The sequence below is a fragment of the Lacrimispora sphenoides JCM 1415 genome (assembly GCF_900105615.1).
Classification (GTDB): domain Bacteria; phylum Bacillota; class Clostridia; order Lachnospirales; family Lachnospiraceae; genus Lacrimispora; species Lacrimispora sphenoides.
Genome location: NZ_LT630003.1, coordinates 1,179,511 through 1,203,088, shown reverse-complemented (window position 1 = coordinate 1,203,088; position 23,578 = coordinate 1,179,511). Strand labels below are relative to the sequence as shown.

The window sequence follows — 23,578 nt, the reverse complement described above, 5'->3', positions numbered from 1 at the left end:
CTAATACACTTAGTATAGCAAAAAACCTCTGAACTGTCAATCAGAGGTTTCCAATTTTTTCTAAGGCCTTCGGTCTTCAACAATCAGAATACGAATGGCATCCTCCACATTACTCCAGTTAAATACGTACAAGGTATAGGAAGCATTGCCCCGTATATACATATCAGAGGTCAAAAGGAGTTTACCGTTATGTGCGATGTTGTTAGACACTGAGACCATATAAAAGCCTGTTGAGACATACTGGAAGCTGGTCACTTGCATATAATTTACATCAAAGAACGTTATGCTTTGTCCATTTAGGATCACATGAACCCCTTGGTTTGTTATGGATAAGTTGCATACACGGAAACAGCCTGTGTTAATTCCGGCATTGCAATACATATCCAAAATTACCATCAAATCCAGTCCGTGATCCGTATTGATGATCGCGACAGTAACCGCACGGTCAACTGGAACCGTAATCCGCTTTACAACGTATACATATCCATCCAGCCCGCCTACGGTTATGGTCTGCTCTCCTGCAGAAACCCGGCCATACTGGCTCATTTCTCCGTTACTCAATCCGTTCACAGCCAGCTGATTGTTGATATAAATAAGAAATGGCTGATAGCCGGCTACCGCATTTAAAAACCGGACAAGACCGTTTTGATCCGTCTCGCAATAGTAGCACGGAATGATTGGCTTTGGGAATACCGTGATAATAGAGGTCCCGGTACCATCAGGACCTGTTTCCGAAAGCGGAAAATCGGGTACAGGCTGTGGTGGTTCCTCTAGTGGTTTCCCCCCAGTTTCATCTTTATTGTTCCCGTTTTCTTCATCCGCTGGAAACTCGTCTTCTTCCGGAGCTGGCGGCATATTCGGCTCTATATCCGTATCATTCTGCATATAAAATAAACTTTCCATAGAAGCCCTCAATTTTATCTCTATATAGTAAGTTTATTCTCTCATAAAAGCCCAGTGCCTGTATTATTTTAAATACTCCCGCCTTTTTGTGTAAAATCTTTGTTCCATCTATAAAAACAGGCCCGGATGGTTTCATCCGGGCCTGTAACTTATAAATAAAGATCAATTAATCATTGCCGTATAAAGTAACCAGCTTCTGCAGGTATTCATACCGCTCTTTCGCATCTGCCTCATTCTTTGCAAATAATTCAGCTGCTCTCTCAGGATTCTTCATAGCCAGGGAAGCATAACGAACCTCTCCCTTTAAGAATTCCTGGTATCCTTCTAATGCAGGAGCCTTGCTGTCTAAGGTGAACTTCTTCTCAGCAGCTGGATTGTAGCGGAAGTTGTTCCAGTAACCGCACTCAACAGCCAGCTTCTCTTCTGTCTGAGCCTTGGACATGCCCTTCTTGATACCATGGCTGATACATGGAGCATAAGCGATGATCAGAGATGGTCCTGGATATGCCTCTGCCTCAGCGATTGCCTTAACAGTCTGTGCATAATCAGCGCCCATGGCGATCTGTGCAACGTATACATAACCATAGCTCATAGCGATGCTTGCAAGATCTTTCTTTCTTGTTTCCTTACCGCCTGCTGCGAACTGAGCAACAGCACCTGTCTTGGTAGCCTTAGAGGACTGTCCGCCGGTATTGGAATAGATCTCTGTATCAAATACCATAACGTTAATATCCCTGCCGCTTGCAAGTACGTGGTCAACACCGCCGAAGCCGATATCATAAGCCCAGCCGTCGCCGCCGAATATCCACTGAGATTTCTTAGCAAGGAAATCCTTATCCTTAATGATAGCCTTGCAGGTATCACACTCAATGCCGTCTAATGCTGCAACTAACTTATCGGTTGCAGAACCATTGGTTGCGCCTGCCTCAAAGGTATCCAGGTATTCCTTGCAAGCTGCCTTGATTTCAACGGAAGCCTTCTCGGAATTCATAACCTCTTCAACTTTGGCCTTTAAGCCGCCTCTGATAGCGCTCTGAGCCAGCATCATACCGTAACCGAACTCTGCATTATCTTCGAATAAGGAGTTTGCCCATGCAGGACCCTGTCCCTTTGCATTTACGGTATAAGGTGTGGATGGTGAGGAGTTGCCCCAGATGGAAGTACATCCGGTTGCGTTTGCAATATACATTCTGTCGCCGAATAACTGGGTGATCAGTTTTGCATAAGGTGTCTCGCCACAGCCTGCACATGCTCCTGAGAACTCAAGAAGAGGTTTCTTAAACTGGCTGCCCTTAACGGTATTCTCTTTAAACTTGTCGATAACTTCCTGCTTGATCGGAAGTGTCTGGCCGAAATCATATACTTTCTGCTTCTCTTCGCAGTTTTCTTCCATGTTGACCATAACAAGAGCCTTCTCGCCCTTCTTTCCAGGACATACGTTTGCACAGGAACCACAGCCTGTACAGTCAAATGCAGATACAGTCACAGCGAACTGGTATCCTGGCATGCCTGTCATCGGAAGAGTCTTCATCTCCTCTGGCTTTCTTGCTGCTTCTTCCTCAGTAAGAGCTACGGAACGGATAACAGCATGAGGACATACATAGGAACAGAAGTTACACTGGATACAGTTTTCTGGAACCCAGCCAGGAATAGTAACTGCAATACCGCGCTTCTCGTATGCGGAAGAGCCGGATGGTGTGGAACCATTGACATAATCGCTGAATGCGGATACAGGCAGGGAATTTCCTTCCTGTGCATTTACCTTAGACTGAATGTTATTAACGAAATCAACGGCATCCTTTCTGCCTTCCGTAATAAACTTATAATCAAGTCCTTCATCTTCGCAGTTTTTCCAGCTTTCAGGAACGTCTACCTTAACAACGCCCTTTGCACCTGCATCGATGGCTGCCCAGTTCTTCATAACGATTTCTTCACCCTTGCGTCCGTAGGTTGCCTTTGCAGCAGCCTTCATCAGTTCGTTCGCCTTCTCGGAAGGAATGATTCCGGTCAGCTCGAAGAATGCGGACTGAAGGATGGTGTTGATACGTGTCTGGCCCATACCGGTCTCAATACCGATCTTTACACCATCGATGGTGTAGAATCTGATGTTGTGGTCAGCAATGAACTTCTTCACCTGTCCTGGCAGATGCTTCTCAAGACCAGCTGCATCCCATGGACAGTTTAATAAGAAGACACCGCCGTCAACCAGTTCCTGAACCATGTTGTACTTACGGATATAAGCAGGATTGTGACAAGCCACAAAGTTAGCCTGACGGATCAGGTAAGTAGACTTGATCGGCTTGTGTCCAAAACGTAAGTGAGACATGGTAACACCGCCGGACTTTTTAGAGTCATAATCAAAGTAAGCCTGAGCGTACATGTCAGTGTTGTCACCGATGATCTTTATGGAGTTTTTGTTGGCACCTACGGTACCATCTGCACCAAGACCCCAGAACTTACAGTTTGAAGTTCCTTCCGGAGTGGTAACGATTGGTGTGCCTGTCTCAAGAGAGAGATGGGTCACATCATCTACAATACCGATCGTAAACGGACTCTTCTCCTTGTTATCATAAACAGCAACGATCTGAGTTGGTGTTGTATCCTTGGAACCTAAACCATAACGGCCGGTTAAGATCTTAACCTGATCAAACTTAGTTCCCTTAAGAGCTGCAACAACATCAAGGTATAACGGCTCGCCTAAGGAACCTGGCTCTTTTGTTCTGTCTAATACAGAAATGGTCTTAACGGTATCCGGGATTGCATCAATGAAAGCCTGTGCAGAGAAAGGACGGTATAAGCGAACCTTGATTACACCTACCTTGTTTCCGGAAGCCAGAAGATAGTCAAGAGTTTCCTCTATGGTATCGTTTACAGAACCCATGGAAATGATTACGTGCTCTGCATCCGGTGCGCCGTAGTAATTGAATAATTTATAATCAGTTCCGATCTTTGCGTTAACCTTATCCATGTATTTCTGAACAATTGCAGGCAGAGCATCATAATAAGGGTTGCAGGCTTCTCTTGCCTGGAAGAAAATATCAGGGTTCTGAGCGGAACCTCTTAATTCCGGATGGTTTGGATTTAATGCACGGCGACGGAATTCGTCAATCGCGTCCATACTTACCATCTCTTCTAAGTCCTCATAATCCCAGGTTTCGATCTTCTGGATCTCGTGGGATGTGCGGAAACCGTCGAAGAAGTTAATAAATGGTACTTTTCCCTCGAGTGCTGCCATATGAGCAACCGGAGTTAAGTCCATAACTTCCTGTACGCTGGATTCGCATAACATAGCGCAGCCTGTCTGACGGCAAGCATATACGTCGGAGTGGTCACCAAAGATAGATAAAGCATGGCTTGCAACTGCACGTGCGGATACGTTGATTACACCTGGTAACTGCTCGCCTGCGATTTTATAAAGGTTCGGGATCATCAGTAAAAGACCCTGAGAAGCTGTATAGGTGGTGGTCAGCGCACCTGCTGCTAAGGAACCGTGTACTGCACCTGCTGCACCTGCCTCAGACTGCATCTCTGTAATCTGTACTTTCTGACCGAAGATATTGGTTCTTCCGTCTGTCGCCCATTCATCTGTTGCTTCAGCCATAGGTGAAGATGGGGTAATCGGATAGATAGCCGCTACATCAGTAAATGCGTATGACGCATGAGCTGCTGCATGGTTACCATCCATGGTTTTCATTTTTCTTGCCATTCTTGATTTCCTCCTGCAAATGTGAATAATGTATAAATTGGTTCCCGTATAGGGAAAGTGACCTGACATTATTATAACAATTATTCAACAAAAAGCAAATATTAAAACAGGAAAATTAAGTATTATTTTCGAAACAATCCGATAAAAAGGGACTGGAACGAGTATTCTGTCCAGTCCTGTCTTTTTTTGTTTTGATTTTATTTTGTTTTTATCGTGTTTTTATTTTGTTTTTAGTTAAAAGGGTTGGGAGGAATGACATTCTGGCCTCCGTTATCGCCTGCCGCTTCTGTGGTGGAAGACGGTCCCTGGGGCTGGGTAGGCTGAGTTTCCGGGGTACCGGGACCCTGAGGTCCTCCGGAATTTCCAGCCGTCTCATTATCGTTAGGTGCGGTGGTCTCTCCAGGTCCCTGGGGACTTACTCCAGTGGTTTCAGGGGCAGAAGTAGCCGGATCAGTGGCCGGAATGACAACTCCGGATTTATTCCGCTTGATGGTAGCCGGCTTTCCGCGGTACGTACTGTTATGGAAAAACTCATCGCTAACCACAACGCCATTCTTTTTGGTAACCAGATTGGTCACCCAGCGGCTTCCCTTGGTCTCAGCCTTAACGATCTTTTCCTCCGTAGGCTGGAGTGTCTGGTCTTCCTCGTAAACCGGCGCCGGAGCATCTAATTCTGCTGTTTTCTTCGATGTCATGGATAATGTGACACCCTCCTCCAGAATCGGAATTCCCACAATAGAGATCTTAAGCTTCCGATCGGCAAAGCTGGTTCTGATGGCTATTGCAGTGGTAGAATTATTGACAAATTTCATATCAGGTCCGCCGTAGCTGACCATAGCATCCTCTCCCGGTGTTACATAGGAAGGCTCGTAGCTGTGGGCGTGGCGCTCCGTAGTAGAAATCCCTGCGAATACTACCGCATTATATAAGGTAGAAGACACCTGGCATACGCCTCCTCCGGGCTCCTCCACTAATTCTCCGTTCAAATAAGCGCCTGCCGGACGATATCCCTTTGCAGTGGAACGCTCCCCTGTGGCTTTATTAAAGGAGAATTCTTCTCCCGGCTGCAGAATTACCCCGTTCAGGGCCTCAGAAGCCAGTTCGATATTCTTATTCCTTGCACTGTTTGCCGTAGTAGTTGTAGTATAAGTACCTATGACCTTATACATTTCCTTTGCCTGGGCTTCCGTTATCTTAGGAGCAACTTCCTTGCCTTCCGCCGCGATAACTGCCTGGAAATTCTTATCCTTGAGCTGGGTCAAAATATCCGATGCCAGCTTATCCTGATTAATCACAACCCCGTTTTTCTCTCCGGAATAGACAAATTTCCCGGTATTTTTATCAAATCCTGAAATAGAACCGTTCTTGGCGGCAACATCCCATTTTCCTGCGATGGCTTTTACCTCAGCCTGAACGTCCTCATCCAGTCCGTCAAATTCAAGGGTATAACTTTCCTTTGGTTCACCTGAATATATTTCTTCAAGCAGGGAGTCCAGCTTTTTGTCCAGCAGATTCTCAAGTTCGTACTGATCGTCATGATAGGTGACCTTCATTCCCCACTGATATTTCTTTTCAATGGCATCCCGGGCCTCTTCCCTGGACATGCCGGCGATGGAGATTCCATCGACTTTAACTTCTTTCCGTAATTCCGGTTCTGAAACGGTTGGGGTATTGACCTCCGTCTCTTTTACCTTACGGCCTCCAATAAGCTTAACAGCCGCCATAACGCAGATAAAAGCAGCAACAGCCAGAATGATCGCCAGAAGAATCTTTGTAATGTTATACTGAGGGCCTCTTTTTCTTTTCTTTCCCCGCCTTTGCTGATAGGAGCTACCCGTTCTGTAAGCCTGTCCTGTTCTGCGGCCTGTTTCCGATGCATTTTTACTGCTTCCGTTCCGGGAAGAATTGGTTCTTCCCCCACCTCTTTGTCTGTTATCTATTTGATTCATTAACTTCACCTTTTTACATGATTTTGTAGCTTTACATTGAGTAGTATACCATACTTTGTGGGAAATGCTATTACGATTTTATGAATTTTCTTAATTATTTTTCGTCTTTTTTCAACATTTTACAGAATGAAAAAAACATGTTACTATAGTGTTACCAATCTATTTCATTTTGGAGGTTTTTATGAAATTTGTCGATTTGCATGTTCATTCCAATGCTTCGGATGGCACATTCACTCCCTCCGAAGTGGTGGCCCTGGCCGCGGAAAAGGGCTTGGCTGCCATTGCACTGACCGATCATGACACCATTGACGGTCTTTCAGAAGCCCAGGCTGCTGCTGTCGGGCTTCCAATTGAAATCATCCCCGGAATTGAACTCTCCTGTGTGTACCAGGGAGAAGAAATTCACATCCTGGGGATTTATGTCGATCCTACGGACCGGGTATTTATCTCTGAAACGGATGCTCTTAAAGAAATTCGAAAAAAAAGGAATGAGGAAATGATACGCCGTTTCCAAAATGCCGGCATTTCCATCACATTAGATGAAGTAATGGCTGGAAATCCTGACACGGTCATAACCCGTGCCCATTTTGCCCGGGTTCTTTTTGAAAAAGGCTATGTAAAGAATATGGACCAGGCATTTAAAAAATATCTGGACTATAGCGGTCCCTACTGCCCACGCAAAGAAAAGATCACGCCGGAGCACGCCATGAAAATCCTTACCGATTGTAATGCTTCCCCTGTTTTGGCCCATCCATACCAATATCACCTGGGAGATAAAAAAACAGAGGAACTGGTCTGCTATTTAAAGGATCTGGGGCTTCAGGGTCTGGAGGTCTACCACTCTTCCAATAATCAGTATGAAAGCGGCAAATTAAGAAAACTGGCCCGGAAATACGACCTCTTTCCCACAGGCGGCTCTGATTTTCATGGGAGCAACAAGCCTGACATCCGCTTAGGTGTCGGACGGGGAGGCCTGCGGATAACTGCGCTTCTTTTAGACGATATTAAAAGGATACGGAGGGAGAAGGGCCTTTGATCCCCTCCCCCGCCATCTTTATCAGCCGATTTTTCCTTCATCCATGAAACGGGCAAGTTCTATTGCGTAATATGTAATAAGGATATCCGCCCCTGCGCGGTATATACTCACTGCTGACTCGCAAACAATCTTTTCTTCCTCAATAAAACCAGCTTTCGAAGCCGCTTTTATCATGGCATATTCACCGCTTACACTGTATGCGGCCACAGGAAGGTCGTGACGGTCTGCCACTTCTCTTATGATATCCAGATAAGAAAGTGCAGGCTTTACCATCACAATATCGGCTCCTTCCGCCACATCTAACTCCACTTCCTTTAATGCTTCTTTCCTGTTATGGTAATCCATCTGATAGCTTTTCCGGTCTCCAAAAGACGGCGCAGATCCGGCAGCTTCCCGAAATGGCCCGTAAAATGCGGAGGAATATTTGGCAGAATAAGCCATGATCGGCACATTCACAAATCCTGCCTCATCAAGGGCCTGTCTCATGGAACCGATCCTGCCATCCATCATGTCGGAAGGGGCCACCATATGAGCTCCTGCTTTTACATGGGATAGGGCTATCATGTTCAAATATTCCAGGGTCTTGTCATTATCAACCGATTCTCCGTCAAGGATTCCACAGTGACCATGGGATGTATATTCACACATGCACACATCCGTAACAATGTATACCATAGGATAATGCTCTATGATAAAGCGGATGGCCCGTTGCACAACGCCCTCCTCATCGTAGGCCTGGCTGCCGCAAGTGTCTTTATGAGCCGGAATTCCAAACAACAGGACTTTTTCCACACCGGCATTTACGAGCCGGTCCATAATTTGCCGGAGCCGGTCCACGCTGTAGCGGTATTGGCCTTCCATGGAAGGGATTTCTTCCACAATTTCTTTTCCATCCACCACAAACAGCGGATAAATAAGGGATTCCTTTGAAACTCTGGTTTCCCGTACCATTTTCCTTAAGGTATCTGATGTTCTTAATCTTCTTGGTCTGTATAATAAATCCATATCCAATCCCTCCATTTTATTTTACGCAGGCTATGAGCCAGGCTGCATTCTTTCAACCGGCAAATGCTGTAGGAACAAATATCCCTTAGCTTGCTGCGAGGTATTTGACCTTGTCCATTATACACCCTCTAAAATAAGATTCAAGTAATTCTTGCAGCAATGGAAAAGATTGCTTATAATAGTATCCATATAAAATGAATCAGAAATGAGGTACTGCTTTATGGAAGAATTCTATCAGGCAATTGAAGAAGCCATCCGCATGACCGGCTATAAAGGCCCGGTGGACGGGGAAGAAATCTACGACGAGATCTGCGATGAGATTGAGGATAAGGAACCGGGGGCCTATGTATTCATGTCAAAGAAAACGGATGATACTTTTTTCGAATATAAAATCCAGGTTTTCGAAGACCAGTTTAATTTAAGCTCCATTGACATCCACTCGCCGGATCAGGTTTATCACGCAGATTTTGATTAAGACCGCTCTTTGGAAAGCCACAGGTCCGTCAGGGAATGTACCACATTACCTTTGCAGCCTGTGGTTGTTTTTGCCATGGCAAGAGAATTGAGGACCGCTTCCTCCGTCGCTTCTGCCGCAGCCGTGAAGGCCGTCTCCAGGGCACTTTCTTTTAGAATGCGGATGGAGAGCAGTTCTTTTTCTGCCTGTTCCGGTATCCGGTTTGCCGTGGTAAAGCCAATCATAATATCTCCGCTTCCGTGTCCCATATAAGAGCCTGTTCTGGAAAGTCCTACCCCGGCCCGCTTTATAATTCTCTTTAACTGACGGTCTGAGACAGGAAGATCCGTGGCTATGACGGTCATGATAGAACCTCTGTCCAGAACCTGCGGCTCTGTTATCCGGGTAATTTCCTCTCCAACAGTCCGTCCGCCTATCATCAGGTTCTCGGTGCTTCCAAAATTCGACTGCACCAATACTCCAAGGGTATAGGTATCTCCTCCGATTTTAAACCTTCTGGAAGCAGACCCGATTCCTCCCTTTAAGCCATAGCATACCGTTCCGCAGCCGGCTCCTACGGCCCCTTCTTCAAAGTCCGGCACAGCATCTTTAACAGCCGCCATCACCTCTTTCAGTCCTATAACCCTTTCGCTGATGTTATTTAAGACCGAATCATTGCACTCTCCCACTACAGGATTTACAGAAGCTAACTCTGCCCCCTCTTTCCTGCATCTCTCAAGCATTAAATCCACCAGAGCATCATGAACCTTCCCCACATTTAACGTGTTGGTAAGAGCAATGGGTGTTTCTAAAGTTCCCAGTTCTTCCATCTGGATCAGTCCCTGGCTTTTGCCAAAACCATTATGAATATAAGCCGCTGCCACCAGCTTTTTCCGGAAGGGATTGTCCTTACAGGGAATGATGACCGTGACTCCTGTTTTGTGATCCTTGGTATCAATCGTGGCATGTCCCACCAGAACGCCTTCCACATCCGTAATTTTATTAAGGGGTCCCGGAGCCAGTCTGCCCGTGATAATGCCATATTCCCGTATCCTCTTCATGATCCTATCCTCCCTTTTCACATTTATGTTCTTATTATACATAATAAACAGTGGTTTGACTTCTTTTTCTTGTTTTTTCCATATTGTACCAGAGAAGGAACACTGCTATAATAAGGACGTAGGAAATGATATTCATTTCACGGACATTTCAGAGGAGGGATTCACATGAAAATTCAAAATATCACAGATGTAGAAAAATTTTTCAAGGTAATCGAGCAGTGCAAAGGCACCGTTGAGCTGGTTTCCAAGGAAGGTGACCGGATCAACTTAAAGTCCAAATTAAGCCAGTACTTATCCATGGCCACCATTTTTTCCAACGGCAGCATCATCAATGAACTGGAACTGGTTGCTCATGACCCGGAAGATGTAGAAAGACTCATTAAATACATGTATCAGGGAGAATAACAGAAATAATCTCATGCTTAAGTGGAATGAGTTGTTTGGTTCAATTCTGCTTTGCCTGCGTTTATGGGTGCTCTTACCGTTTGGTTCCAGAAATGGTATCCGGCGCGGTGGGCGAGAGGATAGGGACAGAAAGCTGCCCTGCTGGCCGATAGAACCAGCAGGGCAGCTTTTTATTTTTTGTTTTTAGGCTTCTTCTGCTTTTCCAGCCTTTCATTCACAATTTCCCGGAGAATGGCATACACCACGGAACAGAGAGGAATAAAAATCAGCATTCCCACAATTCCCATGGCGCTGCCGCCAATGGTGACTGCAACCAGGACCCAGATGGACGGAAGTCCCACGGAATTTCCCACTACATGAGGGTAGATAAAGTTTCCTTCCACCTGCTGAAGCACAAAGAAGATGATTAAAAAAATAAATGCATCCAATGGCCTTACCATCAGCATTAAAAATGCCCCGATGGCACAGCCGATAAATGCCCCGAACATCGGGATCAGGGCTGTAAATGCAATCAAAACGCCGATGAGTATCCCATATGGAAGACCAAAGGCCGTCAGGGTCAAAAAAAACATACTCCCAAGAATGACTGCTTCCATGCACTGTCCCGTAAGAAAATGGGAAAAGGTTTCAGAAACCAGCGTTAAAATCTCAAGCGTCCGCAAGGACACCTCTTCCGGAAGAAATGCCTTCATCAGCTTTTGTATCTGCCGTGAAAGAGTCTCCTTCTGAAGAAGAATATAAATGGCAAAGACCAGGGCGATTAAAAAGGCGGTCATCCCACTGATAATGGAAAGAGCGGCCGACACGGTGGAAGAAAGTACCGAACCCGCTCCGGCAGATAAAAATCCAACCACCTTTTCCAGAAAGGATTTCCAGTCAATCTCAATGCTGTTGATATAATCCGCGATTTCAGGGTTCTGGACAAACAGCCTCTCCGCTTCCTCTTTAATACCTGCAAGAAACGCCGGAATGCTGTTTTGCAGGCTTATAACGGTATCAATAAGCTGAGGCAACACAACAAAAATAACAAGAAGCAGGAGCCCAATTACAAACACCAGGGTAAGGCAAAGGCTTAACGGCCTGCGGATTTTGTTATCTTTCTTTACCGGCAGCAATTGTTCGATCCTGCGCATCGGCACATTGAGGATAAAAGCCATAACGCCTCCCAAAAGAAAGGGTGAAATAAATCCCATAATCTTCATCGCCAGGGCAAACAGGCTGCGATAATTCCAGCCCGCCACCACCACGATTACGGCAAATACGATCAGGCCCCGTATTTTTTTAATTGTACTGTCATTAAATTCCATCATACTCTCCTTTTATGACTCCTCTTCAAAAGCTTGTCTGATATCTTCCTGTAAGGCCTGAAAGGTGCCCTGGGCCATCAGGGAGCTTCCTCCTCCCCGGCCATTTAATCTTCCATTTAATGCTTTGCTCAACACCCTCATGTCCTTCTGACCGCTTCCAAGTGCATACTGAAAGACACCCTCATCTCCGGAACATGCCAAAACAACGCTTCCCTTCCCTCCTTCATACAGCATCGTGCAAAACTGTCTCAGCTGTACCGGGGATAAGTCACGTTCAAAAACCAGTAGAGGCGCATCCAGTTCGGGATAATCTCCGGCCTTTCTTTCTAAAAGCTCTTTGGAAAGCTGGCCGATTCTTCCATCCTTTTTCTGCCCTTCTTCTTTCAATCTGCCAACTGCCTCCAGGAGTTGATCCGGTTTTGCCGACAGCAGGACGGAAATTCCGGATACTGCCTTCTGTTTTTTGCGGTAATCTTCCAGAGCCATCCTTCCGCACAGCATGGTCACCCTGACACCGCCCTTATAATGAATCATCCCAGTCACTTTCAAAAAACCGATTTCTCCCGCCGTTATCACATGGGTTCCGCAACAGGCACACACATCCCCTCCCGGGAACTCGATCAGCCGGACTTGCCCGCTCAATTCCTTTTTGCTCCGGTAATCCATAAGGGATAGCTCTTCCTTTGACGGATAAGACTCCAGAACCGGGATATCCTGCCAGATGAGTTCATTCACTTCCGTTTCTACTGCCTCTATCTGTTCCATGGTGAGGATTCCGTTAAAGTCCACGGTCACCTCATCCTTTCCCATGTGAAATCCTACGTTATCAAGGCCATAATGCTTATGTACGATTCCCGATAATATATGCTCTCCGGAATGATTCTGCATATGGCAGAATCTCCTCTCCCAGTCTATGATTCCATTCACCCTGCTTCCAGCCTTCAGGGGCTTATCCGTAATGTGAACTATGCCTTCCGGCTTTTCCCTGACATCAAGGACCGCCGCTTCCCCCAGACTTCCCGTATCAGCCGGCTGTCCGCCGCCCTCCGGATAAAAAGCCGTCCGATCTAAAAACACCTCAAAAAAACAGTCCTTTCCCGGCCTGCAATCTATCACTACCGCTTCAAATGTTTTAACATAAGGTCTGTCATAATATAATTTTTCCATCTTTTGCTCCTTATTTCTCTGTTGTACTAATTATACACAACAATTGGATAAGTTCAATCATAACAATTCTAAAATTTTAAGAAAAATTGGAAACAGTGGCAAGCTGACATTCATACACTTACATTGTAAACAAATTATTTGGAGGAACCAATATGAGTGATCTGGCAGCAACTAACTGTGGATGCGGATGTGATGGAGGATGTGGTAATAGTGGATGCGGCTTCAATATTATCTGGCTGATCATTATCCTGTGCTTCTGTGGCGGTGGCGGCGGCTTCGGTGGCGGTTGCGGTAACAGTTGTGGTGGTGGATGCGGTGGTAATGATTGCAGTTGTATTCTGATCATCATTCTTCTGCTCTGCTGCTGTGGCGGTGGAAATAACTTCTTCTGCTAAGCAAACATAAAACAAGGCCCGATCTTTTACAGATCGGGCCTTGTTTTTTATTTATTAGCGGCTCTGACCGTTGTTTTTACCAGGCCGTTGAAAAGAGTTCTGGCTGCTTACTCCTTTTAAGGAGCTCTTGTTCTGCTTTCTCTTCATGCAATCTTCATCAATTTCATATACTGAATTTCCATCTATGATTAATCTGCTTTTCATATCTAAATCACTCTCCTGTAATACTAATATATGCAGACGCATATATTGTCAACAAGAAAAGTAAGGAATCTTATGCCATGAACAACGAGCAAAATATTCGCGCAAATGATCTGGACTCCCTTATCGGTGATAATCATCTTCAGATGATGAAGGCTGCCCTGCCTTATATGAGTGTTTCCCAGCAGCGTTTTATGTCCTACTTCGTTAAAATAAACGAGCTGCGCCGCACCATAAATCTTTTTGAAGAAGGAGAGGTAGCTGCCATGGGACTTAACTCCTCAAGGGAAAGAGAGCGGAATAACAACCCCATTGACATGCTGAACACCATAAAGTCCTTTGCTAATCCGGCAGAACAGGATCTCATTGACCTTATTATCAACTTCTCCCAGGGCCTTAGGCTGGCCAACTCCTACCCGGATCCAAGCCCGGTACCAAGTTCCACCATTCCGGTCCAGGCTCAATCCCAATCCCAGTTCCAATCTCAATCCCAGACTGAAGGATCCAGCAGGCCTACCGGCAACCACCGGCAGAATAATAACCCCTTTGGACGGATGCCACTGGATCAGCTCAAGAATTTCATGCCGCCAGATCAACAGGCCAAGTTTGAAACCATGCAGCTTATGATGTCAGCCATGCAGCAAATGAATTAATCCATGTTTCTCCCTGGTTCCCTTACCATATCCCATAGAAAGGAAGAATGACAAATATGAATATTAACTGGAAACAAGACCCCAGACTTAGAAATATGAATCCGCAAAAACTCTCCATGCTGACCGAATTTGCAAAGAGGGTAGAATCCACTCCAAAAGACCAGCTTGTTCCAACACTTTTAAACTTAAATGCAGAAGCAAGCCGAAAAGGCATTCAGTTCAGTAATGAAGAGACTGACCTTCTCATTACCATTATGAGCGCCAACATGACTCCAAACGAGCGGAAACGAATGGATACCTTGCGCATGCTTTCCCAAAATATAATGAAGCGCAATACAAAATAAGAAAAAGGACATTATGGGCGGTCCCAATAGGGATCCGCTATAATGTCCTTATTTTACCACTCAGCACTTTGGCCTGAACCTTGGCCGGCACTTCGTCACACTCTCCATAAGCTTCTCTATGTAAAATTTAGTATTAATAATAAACCACATTTGAGCATCAAACCTCATAATTGTCCAAATAGATAAACCCTGGAGGTTATATTCTTCTGCCAACCCCACTCTTGCGTTAAAGCTTCTGGCATCTTTAAACCATACTACATGCATGGTCCCATCACAATCCTCATAGTAAAAGTAAGGCGCCTGTGCTGCATCATTAAATTGTATTGGCAGATCGTTTTCCGCTGCAATTTGTACCGCTCTATTATTAGACATTACAATAGCAGCTGTGGCACCTGGAACATATGGAAGTGTCCAATCATAACCTTGAGTGGTGATTCCCAATATGATTTTTTCATCAGGAATAATACGAACTGCGTAATCTAATAATTCTTTTAAAACATAAACCGGAAAAACTGAATTCGGGTAGTTGTAAATCCTTGCCCAATCATAGGAGGCAAATATGATTCCATCTACATAATCAGACAATTTGGCATAATCTAATTTTTCAAAGCTGACGTAAGGGGTATCAATATTCGTGATAGGTGTTACGGTAATCACGATCCTGAAACCTTCTGCATGAAAAATCGCTGAGGCTTTCTTCAAATAATCCGCAATGCTATTGATGTTGTCAAAGGTGATGTTTTCGACATATATGTTAATTCCGTAATAACCTTTCCTTTTTAATGTTTGAAGAGCATTATCAATAAGACGATCTTGTATTGCAGGATTATTTAAAATTTCATAGTTCACTTCATGGCTCACTATTCCTTCTTCAGTGATAGTAGAAACAAACAACATGGGCGCAACTCCATATGCTTTAGCCAACCGGATAAGCCCAGTGTCGTCAGCCCTAGCAATAATTTCTCCCTCACTTGTAGCCCTGTAATTGAAAATAGTTAAATAAGTTAAAAAAGGCAGTGTTTTTATTAAAACAGAATTATCAATATATGGAAAGGCATAGCCTCCGGTGTTAATTGTTCTTGTTCTATTCGTTTGATAATTTATAACAATCGTTTCACCGGAGTACAAAAATTCTCTATCTGAGAGATAGGGATTGTTTCTCAGTAATTCCATCGGTGAAACATTATGCTGCTCCGCAATACTGGTTAATGTATCTCCGGGCTGAACGGTATAGATTGTTTCCGGTTGAACAATCACAATGGTTTGGCCTATTGCTAAATTTTCAGGATTTGTAATTCCGTTTTCTAATATTAATCTGTCAACAGGAATTTTGTAATATTCTGATATTGATTTGATGGTTTCGCCGGGTTGGACAACATGTATGATCATGGCTTCCCTCAAATGATCTTATTAATTCAATTATATGCTAATCCTACATGTTCATACGATTAAAAGTTCACTGTCATCTGGATGTGCCTATTATTCTATCGCATCCTGCCATTGTGCCAGTTCTTCCAATTTCTTCATCTGCCGATCCACTCGTTCATCCATTGTTGGAAGTCTCCGGCTATGGTTTTTATAATAACTTGTAAAAATAACACCTGCAAACAACAGTGTATTGACCACTAGTAATACAATCACACCATTCCATGTTACGTCCTGATTTTGCAGAACTTCCTCCGTATAATTTCCGGTAATAATCGGAACCAGATTATTGTTAATAAAATGCAAAATAACAACTGTCCATATATTATCGGTTTTTAAATAAGCCCAACCATAGAATATTCCCAATGTAACACATGTAATTAATTGTCCTGTCAGGCTTATAAGCCCAGTAGAGGGAGAGGAATAATAAAAGAAATTAATGGGCAAATGCCACACTCCCCAAGCAATTCCAAGAACTAATACACCGCGAACCATTCCAAACCTTTTTTGCAGTATAGGCTGAAGAAAGTACCTCCAACCGTACTCTTCTCCAAAAAAAGCAATAAATATTAAAAAATAGTTTATGGGCAGCGTGAGTAACATCAGCCAGGTAACAGGCTTTTGTATTAATTCAAACATGGTTTGCATTTGACCGCTTAAGATATACATGATAACGGTTCTGCCAAAGTAAAGAATTAAATACAGCAGAATAATAAGAGCAGCTTTTTTCCAGCGCCCTCCTTTCAAGCCATAGGCAATACGTTTATCTTTCTTCTCAGTAAGCAGTAAAATCCATGCGATAACAGAACCAAGTATCATTAAATATTGCGAAATAACATTCCAGCTCATTCCAGGTACAATTATGCTCGCTACTGTACAAACCAATAACAATAAGCTGAAAATTAAATAACCAATAAAAAATCGCTTAGGAATCAGAGAATCTTCTTTATGTGTAATTAAAGCAGCCAGTATCGCTCCCGAAGCAGGGTAGAACATCTGGGCTGAAGGGAAAACCGATACATCAAGCCCCTTACTATAGCCAATTCCCATTAAAATCCCTAAGATATAAGGTAATGCAAAGGCCACACCCAGAAAAATTAGCAACTGAGTTTTCTCATAATTTTGACGTTCCATTTTGTTCTCCTTCTTTAAATCGCCACAGCCAAAAGCTGGACAGCCAACCTTTCATTAAATACGTTAAATTTCCGACACAAAGTTTTTGAACAATAATATCCTAAAAATCTTCATTCAAGAGATAAACAGCAAAAGTGATTCCGGTCTGTGTATCATAAATAACGGATATATAACCATCTTTATATTTAAAATGCATGTCGCCATTTTGATCACTAATCGGCTCCCCAAAGGCATTCTGGAAACTTTCTGCTTTATCACCGATTTTAGCACCTTTGAAGTCCAAATCTTCCCGCTGGGTAAATACCTGATTGACAATACCAGTATCCGAATTAAACCATACCCGGATTCCAGTCTCTTTATATTCCAAACCGCCCTCGTCTGCTGATTCCGGCTTCTCACTTATGTTATTGATCAGTTCCTGTTTACTCGAACCTAATAAATTAAAATATATTTCAAAAGAGTTGACTTCGTTATCAGAGGAAGATACTTGGTCATAAGTAACTGACTCCTCTCCGGAAACGGCAATAGGGGGAGCCTGTGCGGCAGAATTCTCACCGACCTTTGAACTGCTTTCCGTTACTGCGGTATCTTGCGGATTCGTCCCGGGGGAAGAACTGGACGTACTTGAGCATCCATTTAATAAAATAAGGCACAGCAACATTATTACAGTCCATTTAACGGGTGTTTTTTTGTATTGTGAAATCATGATAATTCTCCTTTTATTTTGATTTGCTGCAGTTTTTACGTTTAAAGTCAAAGAACTATTATAAAACCCCTTCATTCTTTAAAATTGCCTTAACCGACTTTTTCTCCAAACAATATATTCCGGCAACCTTTCTGATGTCTCCACATTTTATATATTCATCAATAATATCCTGTTCAGAAAACTCATAATTAATTGGTTCATTCATGTATTCGGTCATAAAATTACTCTCTTTCCAGTATTTTTTATCATTATACTATTTCATTAACATAAAAGCCACCAGATTTTCATAATCCAATGTATCTCCGCCGTATAAACCTTAATTTAACCATGAAGCAATCTGATAACCGGCAGCATCATTTTAATTGTCCCTGTATCAATGTACATAGAGGCTATATCATCCACTAAATTTCACTAAAAGAAAGCACCCATCGATTAAATTTCGACAGGTGCTGATCTAAACATCTTAATAGGCAATACCAGAAAGGTCTAAATTAATTAAACCTTTTTTTCCTTCAGCCATTTTACCCATTCGGCATAATATTTTCCCAATACATGGGAACCGTCTGTCGAATATGCCTGGTTCAGGCTGCCTCCTTCATCGTCAAATATTTCATTAACATCAATATAATAGCAGCTATTTTCTTCTGCTATCTTCTGTATTTCCTGATTCAACCGATTAATTTTACTGTTACTGTAAACAGGACTTTTTTCTGATTTTTCACTGGTAATGTGGAGATTTGCTTCTAAGACCATGATTGCTTCTGGCTGCATTTCCTTGATTTTATCCAAAACCACATTATATTGTTTTATAGTCTGGGACATATCATAACCCAGTTCGTTGATCCCAAGCATAAGGTAAATCATCTGGTAATGTTCGCTTGAAAGAACCTCATCCAGAGTTAGTTTCTCACCTCCTGATGAGACGCGGGCAGTTAATACATTGAAAACGCTCATGCCGGAGTTTGCAAATACTGAGGCATTCCCCAAATCTCCATACTCGGAAAGTCCCATGGTTCTTGAATCTCCAATAAAAAGTACGCCCTGGAAATTTTCAGGCGGCTCCGGCCTTTGTCCAGGCTGCAGCAACATGGAAGACGGCGTAAATTCTGCATTCCTATCATTTGACCCGCTGGTATTGCCCGTTACATCTGCACCACTTGCTACGCTTACACCGTCCATTGCGTGCTCATCAGTAGTTTCGCTTGAACTATCGGTTGTGTTTTCACCGCTTGCTTCACTCATACCGACAATTGCACTCTCATCAGCAGTTTCGTCTGAACTTTCAGTTCCGTTTGAATTTTCAGTTTCGCCTGGACTATCAGTTTCGTCTGGACTATCAGTTTCATCTAAATTGTCAGTTGTATCTATACTGTCCCCATGCGGCCGTTTGCTTCCTTCCAGGTTCAGCCTCAGTGATGTTAACGGATCCATGCTTCCTGCTGATGCATGCAAAACGGCAATCAGTACCAGACTGACGGCTAAAAGAAGGGTAAACCAGTATTTTCTCATTGCTTATTCCTCACAATCTAAAAATTGAAATACATAAACGGATCATTTTCCCCCATTTTCATACAATAGACACACAGCCAGAATATGATCAAAAGGGCGATTGCCGTACATAGGCCTTCCCGTTTTCTGTCATACAGCCTTCGCGGAAGACCAGTCATGAAAATGAGACCAGCACATAAGGACAATCCATAGCTCCTTCCGTATTTCAGGAAATCTCCGGCAAAATATGTATATTTCCCGCCAGGCGACAGAAAAGGAAATAGCCGTTGAATATAAATTCCCAACTGTGAAAAATCCGTTATTGCAAATAACATCCATGTAAGAGGAATTGCAAACAGCATATACACATGTCCCACAACGCCCCAGCGTTCCAGCAGTTTTCCCAGTCCCAGCTTCTCCAATGATATAAGCGTAAACAGTACAAATCCCCATAAGAGAAAGTTGGGGCTTGTTCCATGCCACAGTCCGGTCAGGAGCCATACGACAAGCATGTTTCGAAAGGTTTTTAAGAATCCCTCACGGTTTCCGCCCAGCGGAATATATACATAATTCCGAAACCAGCCGCCCAGAGTCATGTGCCATCTGCGCCAAAAATCTGTCATGGTCAGAGCCATATAGGGATGGTTGAAATTATCAGGAAGAGGAAATCCCAACATCATCCCCAGACCCCTGGCCATCAGGGAATAGCCATAGAAATCAAAATACAGCCGTAGGCTGAAAGCTGCCAGTCCCATCCACGCAAGTGGCGTTGAAATACTCTCATATCCTACTGCACCAATTTGGCTCCACAGTCCGCCTATCTGGTTTGAAAGCAGCACCTTCAATCCCAGTCCAATTGTAAATTCCCGAAGTCCTGCTTCCACTTGTTCCATCGTATGGACACGCTTTTTAATTAACTCCCTAAGAGAAGTATAGGTTACAATCGGTCCGGATATGAGCTGAGGAAACATGGTCATATACAGGGCAAAGTCCAGAAATGATTTTTCCGGTGCCACATCCCTCCGATAAACATCGGCCAGATAAGAAATGGCCTGGAAAGTATAAAAGCTGATTCCCAGCGGAAGAGCCGGGTGAAGGATAGGAACGGACGCTTTCTCCAGTCCTCCATCTTGTAGTAATAAGCTGATCTGTTCAATCAAAAATCCTGAATATTTAAACAGAATCAGCCAAAACAGGTTGTAGGCGATTCCTAAGCGAAACCATTTCCTGCGTCTTAAGCGAGATTTGTATCGTTTCATTTTCCTGCCAACGCAGTAATTGACGCAGACAGATAACAGCAAAAGCACCATATAGGCCGGATGCTCCGCAACTCCATAAAAATAAAAAAACAGGCTTCCTGCAAGTAGGCAGAAATTTTTTGCTCTGTCCGGGCATACATAATAAAGAAGCAGAAATATCGGCAGAAATTGAAATATAAACTCCAAGCTACTAAAAATCATTTAACATTTATTCCTAACATATGTATTTATATATTAGACGAAATAAGAGACCGGAAAGTTGCAGAATCCTGTAAAATTTTGTACTTTTTAGTAATTAAAACACGATTTAAAGCATCAGTTCCACTTAGAGTCTCCTATGATTTGCTTTAAACTTATAATGAAACACATGTTTAAAGTGTACCTTTACACTGCATCTATGACGCTCCGGAATGCCCATATCGCCCTATTAACTACATGGGCGGGGATTTTTACATACATTATTTCAACACTAAATAAGGACATTATAAGCCATTTTTCAATAGCCTATAATGTCCTTATTTTAAAGGTTTTCCGCCTATAAAGACGGTTTTATTTGCACACGATATTTACAATCCTCCCAGGAACATAGATTTCCTTAACAATGGTTCCGGTTATCTTATCCGGGATCAAAGCCTTGCCTGCTTCAATGGCATCTTCCTTTGATACGTCTGCAGGAAGTTTTACCACTGCACGGGTTTTTCCGTTCACCTGAACTGCAACTTCGATCTCGTCATCCTTCATGGCCTCTTCATCACATTCCGGCCACTGTGCATGGAATACGGAAGTCTCGCCGCCAAGCTGCTGCCACAGCTCCTCACCGATATGCGGAGCAAAAGGAGCAACTAATACAACAAAGGCTTTCAAGGTTTCTTTGTCAATGCCGCCGGTCTTCTTGGCCATGTCGATCAACTTATTGTTATATTCCATAAATCCGGAAATTACCGTATTTAAGTTAAACTGATTGAAACGCTGTTCAATATCAAAGATCAGCTTGTTGCGCAGACGAAGCATTTCTCTTGTGGCTTCTACATCCTTATTGCTGCTATCCGCTACCAGATTCCAGAAGCGGTGCAAGAAACGGCTGACGCCTTCGATTCCCCTGTCATCCCACTCTGCATCCAATTCCGGCGGCCCAACGAAGAGTTCATACATACGGAGAGCATCACAGCCATAGTCCCGCACCAAATCATCAGGAGATACCACATTTCCCTTTGACTTGCTCATTTTGATTCCATTCTTTCCGTTGATCATGCCCTGATTAAACAGCTTGGTAAAGGGCTCATCAAAATCAACTACACCGATGTCGTTTAAGAACTTGGTGTAAAAACGGGAATACAGAAGGTGAAGGACAGCATGCTCCACACCACCGATATACATATCAACCGGAAGGTATTTTTTCGCTTTCTCCTTGGATACCAGTTCATTATCATTATGACTGTCAACATAGCGAAGGAAATACCAGGAAGATCCGGCCCACTGAGGCATGGTGTTGGTCTCTCTCTTAGCAGGAGCGCCGCATACCGGACAGGTAGTATTCACCCATTCATCAATATCTGCCAGCGGAGATTCTCCCGTACCGGTAGGCTGGTAGCTTTCCACCTCCGGAAGGGTGAGAGGAAGCTGGTCCTCCGGAACCGGAACATTACCGCAGTGCGGACAATGAATAATGGGAATAGGCTCTCCCCAGTAACGCTGTCTGGAGAATACCCAGTCACGCAGCTTAAAGTTTACGGTTTTCTTTCCAAGACCCCGTTTCTCGATCATAGCCGGAGCTTCTTTTTTAAGGACAGAGGACTCCATACCGTTCCACTCGCCGGAATTGATCATCGTTCCGCTGGCATCGGTATAGGCTTCGGTCATATTTTCGATTTCCTCGCCGTCCTTTGAAATAACCTGGACAATGGGAATGCTGAACTTCTTCGCAAACTCAAAATCCCTGTCATCATGGGCAGGTACGCACATGATAGCACCGGTACCGTAGTCAGCAAGCACATAATCGGAAAGCCAGATGGGTACCTTGGCACCGCTTATGGGATTTACTGCATAGCTGCCGGTAAATACACCGGTCTTTTCTTTATCCTGAAGACGGTCCACGTTTGACTTCATGGATGCATCGTAGATATACTTCTCAACCGCTTCTTTATTTTCCGGAGAAGCAAGGCCTGCCGCAAGGGCGTGCTCCGGCGCAAGTACCATAAAGGTGGCTCCGTATAAGGTATCAGGTCTGGTAGTATAAACTGTGATGTTCTCCTCTTTTCCGTCTACCTTAAAATCAACCTCAGCTCCATAGGATTTGCCGATCCATTCAGACTGCATCTTCTTGACCTTTTCCGGCCAGTCAAGCTTATCCAGATCGTTTAACAAACGGTCTGCGTAAGCGGTGATTTTTAACATCCACTGTCTTAAGTTCTTCTTTGTAACACCGGTTCCGCAGCGCTCGCAGCAGCCGTTAACCACTTCTTCGTTTGCAAGTCCTGTCTTACAGGATGGGCACCAGTTGATGGGGAATTCCTTCTCATAGGCCAGGCCCTTTTTAAACATCTGAACAAAAATCCACTGGGTCCATTTATAAAATCCGGGATCCGTGGTATTGACCTCCATATCCCAGTCATATACGGCAGCGATCTCATTAATCTGACGCTTAATGTTCGCCACGTTTTCTGCCGTGGATTTTGCTGGATGGACTCCCATTTTGATGGCGTAATTCTCCGCCGGCAGGCCGAACGCATCCCAGCCCATGGGGTGAATCACATAGTGACCCTTTAAAATCTGATACCGGCTCCAAACATCAGAAATTACATAGCCTCTCCAGTGGCCTACATGAAGACCGCTTCCTGATGGATATGGAAACATATCCAGACAGTAATACTTCTGCTTCTTTCCATCATCAACATTGATGGGGCTCTTTGCCCAGTTTTCCCGCCATTTTTTCTCAATGGCACTGTGGTTGTATGATGCTGCCATAACAAAATTTCCTCCT

The 23,578-nt window shown here is 43.9% G+C and carries 21 protein-coding genes; 5 read left to right on the top strand and 16 right to left on the bottom strand.

All coding sequences use genetic code 11. The features are described 5' to 3' along the window. Window positions 1-60: 60 nt before the first annotated feature. The 3 genes from BMX69_RS05370 to BMX69_RS05355 form a co-directional block, all read right to left on the bottom strand. Window positions 61-903 carry a DUF4397 domain-containing protein gene (locus BMX69_RS05370; RefSeq protein ID WP_054789615.1) on the bottom strand — a complete coding sequence of 281 codons (843 nt, stop codon included), beginning with the start codon at window positions 901-903 and terminating at the stop codon, window positions 61-63. A gap of 166 nt (window positions 904-1,069) precedes the next feature. Then, window positions 1,070-4,609: a pyruvate:ferredoxin (flavodoxin) oxidoreductase gene (gene nifJ, locus BMX69_RS05360; protein ID WP_054789613.1), complete on the bottom strand. Its 3,540-nt coding sequence runs from the start codon at window positions 4,607-4,609 to the stop codon at window positions 1,070-1,072. 230 nt (window positions 4,610-4,839) lie between these two features. Further along, window positions 4,840-6,558, bottom strand: coding sequence for a VanW family protein (locus BMX69_RS05355; protein ID WP_100041765.1), 1,719 nt, complete (start codon window positions 6,556-6,558; stop codon window positions 4,840-4,842). Window positions 6,559-6,739: 181 nt separating this feature from the next. Between BMX69_RS05355 and BMX69_RS05350 the strand changes: the two genes are divergently transcribed. Then, window positions 6,740-7,594 carry a PHP domain-containing protein gene (locus tag BMX69_RS05350; protein WP_100041764.1) on the top strand — a complete coding sequence of 285 codons (855 nt, stop codon included), beginning with the start codon at window positions 6,740-6,742 and terminating at the stop codon, window positions 7,592-7,594. Window positions 7,595-7,615: 21 nt separating this feature from the next. Here BMX69_RS05350 and hemB read toward each other — a convergent pair whose 3' ends face one another. Beyond that, window positions 7,616-8,599, bottom strand: coding sequence for a porphobilinogen synthase (hemB, locus tag BMX69_RS05345; RefSeq protein ID WP_054789612.1), 984 nt, complete (start codon window positions 8,597-8,599; stop codon window positions 7,616-7,618). A 220-nt stretch (window positions 8,600-8,819) separates the two neighbouring features. On the opposite strand from hemB, the gene BMX69_RS05340 reads away from it, so the two are divergent. Then, window positions 8,820-9,074 (top strand): hypothetical protein, encoded by a 255-nt coding sequence (locus BMX69_RS05340; RefSeq protein ID WP_025232642.1) that lies wholly within the window; start codon window positions 8,820-8,822, stop codon window positions 9,072-9,074. On the opposite strand, the gene BMX69_RS05335 is transcribed toward BMX69_RS05340, so the two are convergent. Then, window positions 9,071-10,114: a P1 family peptidase gene (locus BMX69_RS05335; RefSeq protein ID WP_054789611.1), complete on the bottom strand. Its 1,044-nt coding sequence runs from the start codon at window positions 10,112-10,114 to the stop codon at window positions 9,071-9,073. The genes BMX69_RS05340 and BMX69_RS05335 overlap by 4 nt on opposite strands. Window positions 10,115-10,279: 165 nt before the next feature. Here BMX69_RS05335 and BMX69_RS05330 point away from each other — a divergent pair, with 165 nt between their 5' ends. Beyond that, the gene (locus tag BMX69_RS05330) at window positions 10,280-10,519 is read left to right on the top strand and encodes a hypothetical protein (protein WP_025232640.1); all 240 of its coding nucleotides are present in this window, start codon (window positions 10,280-10,282) and stop codon (window positions 10,517-10,519) included. A gap of 170 nt (window positions 10,520-10,689) precedes the next feature. On the opposite strand, the gene BMX69_RS05325 is transcribed toward BMX69_RS05330, so the two are convergent. The 4 genes from BMX69_RS05325 to BMX69_RS24375 all read right to left on the bottom strand — a co-directional run bounded on the left by BMX69_RS05325 (window position 10,690) and on the right by BMX69_RS24375 (window position 13,592). Then, complete coding sequence (locus tag BMX69_RS05325; protein ID WP_100041763.1) at window positions 10,690-11,826, bottom strand: AI-2E family transporter; 1,137 nt, start codon at window positions 11,824-11,826, stop codon at window positions 10,690-10,692. A gap of 12 nt (window positions 11,827-11,838) precedes the next feature. Further along, a complete protein-coding gene (locus BMX69_RS05320) occupies window positions 11,839-12,993 on the bottom strand; it encodes an alanyl-tRNA editing protein (protein WP_100041762.1) in 1,155 nt (384 codons plus the stop codon). A 134-nt stretch (window positions 12,994-13,127) separates the two neighbouring features. Next, window positions 13,128-13,403 carry a hypothetical protein gene (locus BMX69_RS25205; protein WP_054789610.1) on the bottom strand — a complete coding sequence of 92 codons (276 nt, stop codon included), beginning with the start codon at window positions 13,401-13,403 and terminating at the stop codon, window positions 13,128-13,130. A gap of 39 nt (window positions 13,404-13,442) precedes the next feature. Next, window positions 13,443-13,592: a hypothetical protein gene (locus BMX69_RS24375; protein WP_166433177.1), complete on the bottom strand. Its 150-nt coding sequence runs from the start codon at window positions 13,590-13,592 to the stop codon at window positions 13,443-13,445. Between the two features lie 77 nt (window positions 13,593-13,669). Here BMX69_RS24375 and BMX69_RS05310 point away from each other — a divergent pair, with 77 nt between their 5' ends. Together BMX69_RS05310 and BMX69_RS05305 are read left to right on the top strand one after the other, a co-directional pair. Further along, window positions 13,670-14,242: a hypothetical protein gene (locus tag BMX69_RS05310; protein WP_054789609.1), complete on the top strand. Its 573-nt coding sequence runs from the start codon at window positions 13,670-13,672 to the stop codon at window positions 14,240-14,242. Between the two features lie 56 nt (window positions 14,243-14,298). After that, complete coding sequence (locus tag BMX69_RS05305) at window positions 14,299-14,586, top strand: hypothetical protein (protein ID WP_054789608.1); 288 nt, start codon at window positions 14,299-14,301, stop codon at window positions 14,584-14,586. 60 nt (window positions 14,587-14,646) lie between these two features. On the opposite strand, the gene BMX69_RS05300 is transcribed toward BMX69_RS05305, so the two are convergent. From BMX69_RS05300 to leuS, 7 genes are all read right to left on the bottom strand, one after another. Continuing rightward, complete coding sequence (locus BMX69_RS05300; protein ID WP_100041760.1) at window positions 14,647-15,975, bottom strand: LysM peptidoglycan-binding domain-containing protein; 1,329 nt, start codon at window positions 15,973-15,975, stop codon at window positions 14,647-14,649. Between the two features lie 90 nt (window positions 15,976-16,065). Further along, the gene (locus BMX69_RS05295) at window positions 16,066-17,145 is read right to left on the bottom strand and encodes a CPBP family intramembrane glutamic endopeptidase (RefSeq protein WP_100041759.1); all 1,080 of its coding nucleotides are present in this window, start codon (window positions 17,143-17,145) and stop codon (window positions 16,066-16,068) included. 100 nt (window positions 17,146-17,245) lie between these two features. Beyond that, window positions 17,246-17,851: a hypothetical protein gene (locus BMX69_RS05290; protein WP_100041758.1), complete on the bottom strand. Its 606-nt coding sequence runs from the start codon at window positions 17,849-17,851 to the stop codon at window positions 17,246-17,248. Window positions 17,852-17,909: 58 nt separating this feature from the next. Next, entirely contained in the window at window positions 17,910-18,068 is a 159-nt protein-coding gene (locus BMX69_RS24030; protein WP_157724389.1) for a hypothetical protein, read from the bottom strand. Between the two features lie 278 nt (window positions 18,069-18,346). Further along, window positions 18,347-19,360 carry a GDSL-type esterase/lipase family protein gene (locus BMX69_RS05285; RefSeq protein ID WP_242941365.1) on the bottom strand — a complete coding sequence of 338 codons (1,014 nt, stop codon included), beginning with the start codon at window positions 19,358-19,360 and terminating at the stop codon, window positions 18,347-18,349. A gap of 17 nt (window positions 19,361-19,377) precedes the next feature. Next, window positions 19,378-20,799 carry an MBOAT family O-acyltransferase gene (locus BMX69_RS05280; protein WP_100041757.1) on the bottom strand — a complete coding sequence of 474 codons (1,422 nt, stop codon included), beginning with the start codon at window positions 20,797-20,799 and terminating at the stop codon, window positions 19,378-19,380. A gap of 348 nt (window positions 20,800-21,147) precedes the next feature. Further along, window positions 21,148-23,562, bottom strand: coding sequence for a leucine--tRNA ligase (gene leuS / locus BMX69_RS05275; RefSeq protein WP_100043775.1), 2,415 nt, complete (start codon window positions 23,560-23,562; stop codon window positions 21,148-21,150). Between the last annotated feature and the right edge of the window lie 16 nt (window positions 23,563-23,578).

Coding starts and splice junctions, on each gene's coding strand:
- BMX69_RS05370 (WP_054789615.1), bottom strand. CDS start 903: ATGGAAAGTTTATTTTATATGCAGAATGATACGGATATAGAGCCGAAT.
- nifJ (WP_054789613.1), bottom strand. CDS start 4,609: ATGGCAAGAAAAATGAAAACCATGGATGGTAACCATGCAGCAGCTCAT.
- BMX69_RS05355 (WP_100041765.1), bottom strand. CDS start 6,558: ATGAATCAAATAGATAACAGACAAAGAGGTGGGGGAAGAACCAATTCT.
- BMX69_RS05350 (WP_100041764.1), top strand. CDS start 6,740: ATGAAATTTGTCGATTTGCATGTTCATTCCAATGCTTCGGATGGCACA.
- hemB (WP_054789612.1), bottom strand. CDS start 8,599: ATGGATTTATTATACAGACCAAGAAGATTAAGAACATCAGATACCTTA.
- BMX69_RS05340 (WP_025232642.1), top strand. CDS start 8,820: ATGGAAGAATTCTATCAGGCAATTGAAGAAGCCATCCGCATGACCGGC.
- BMX69_RS05335 (WP_054789611.1), bottom strand. CDS start 10,114: ATGAAGAGGATACGGGAATATGGCATTATCACGGGCAGACTGGCTCCG.
- BMX69_RS05330 (WP_025232640.1), top strand. CDS start 10,280: ATGAAAATTCAAAATATCACAGATGTAGAAAAATTTTTCAAGGTAATC.
- BMX69_RS05325 (WP_100041763.1), bottom strand. CDS start 11,826: ATGGAATTTAATGACAGTACAATTAAAAAAATACGGGGCCTGATCGTA.
- BMX69_RS05320 (WP_100041762.1), bottom strand. CDS start 12,993: ATGGAAAAATTATATTATGACAGACCTTATGTTAAAACATTTGAAGCG.
- BMX69_RS24375 (WP_166433177.1), bottom strand. CDS start 13,592: ATGAAAAGCAGATTAATCATAGATGGAAATTCAGTATATGAAATTGAT.
- BMX69_RS05310 (WP_054789609.1), top strand. CDS start 13,670: ATGAACAACGAGCAAAATATTCGCGCAAATGATCTGGACTCCCTTATC.
- BMX69_RS05305 (WP_054789608.1), top strand. CDS start 14,299: ATGAATATTAACTGGAAACAAGACCCCAGACTTAGAAATATGAATCCG.
- BMX69_RS05300 (WP_100041760.1), bottom strand. CDS start 15,975: ATGATCATACATGTTGTCCAACCCGGCGAAACCATCAAATCAATATCA.
- BMX69_RS05295 (WP_100041759.1), bottom strand. CDS start 17,145: ATGGAACGTCAAAATTATGAGAAAACTCAGTTGCTAATTTTTCTGGGT.
- BMX69_RS05290 (WP_100041758.1), bottom strand. CDS start 17,851: ATGATTTCACAATACAAAAAAACACCCGTTAAATGGACTGTAATAATG.
- BMX69_RS24030 (WP_157724389.1), bottom strand. CDS start 18,068: ATGACCGAATACATGAATGAACCAATTAATTATGAGTTTTCTGAACAG.
- BMX69_RS05285 (WP_242941365.1), bottom strand. CDS start 19,360: ATGAGAAAATACTGGTTTACCCTTCTTTTAGCCGTCAGTCTGGTACTG.
- BMX69_RS05280 (WP_100041757.1), bottom strand. CDS start 20,799: ATGATTTTTAGTAGCTTGGAGTTTATATTTCAATTTCTGCCGATATTT.
- leuS (WP_100043775.1), bottom strand. CDS start 23,562: ATGGCAGCATCATACAACCACAGTGCCATTGAGAAAAAATGGCGGGAA.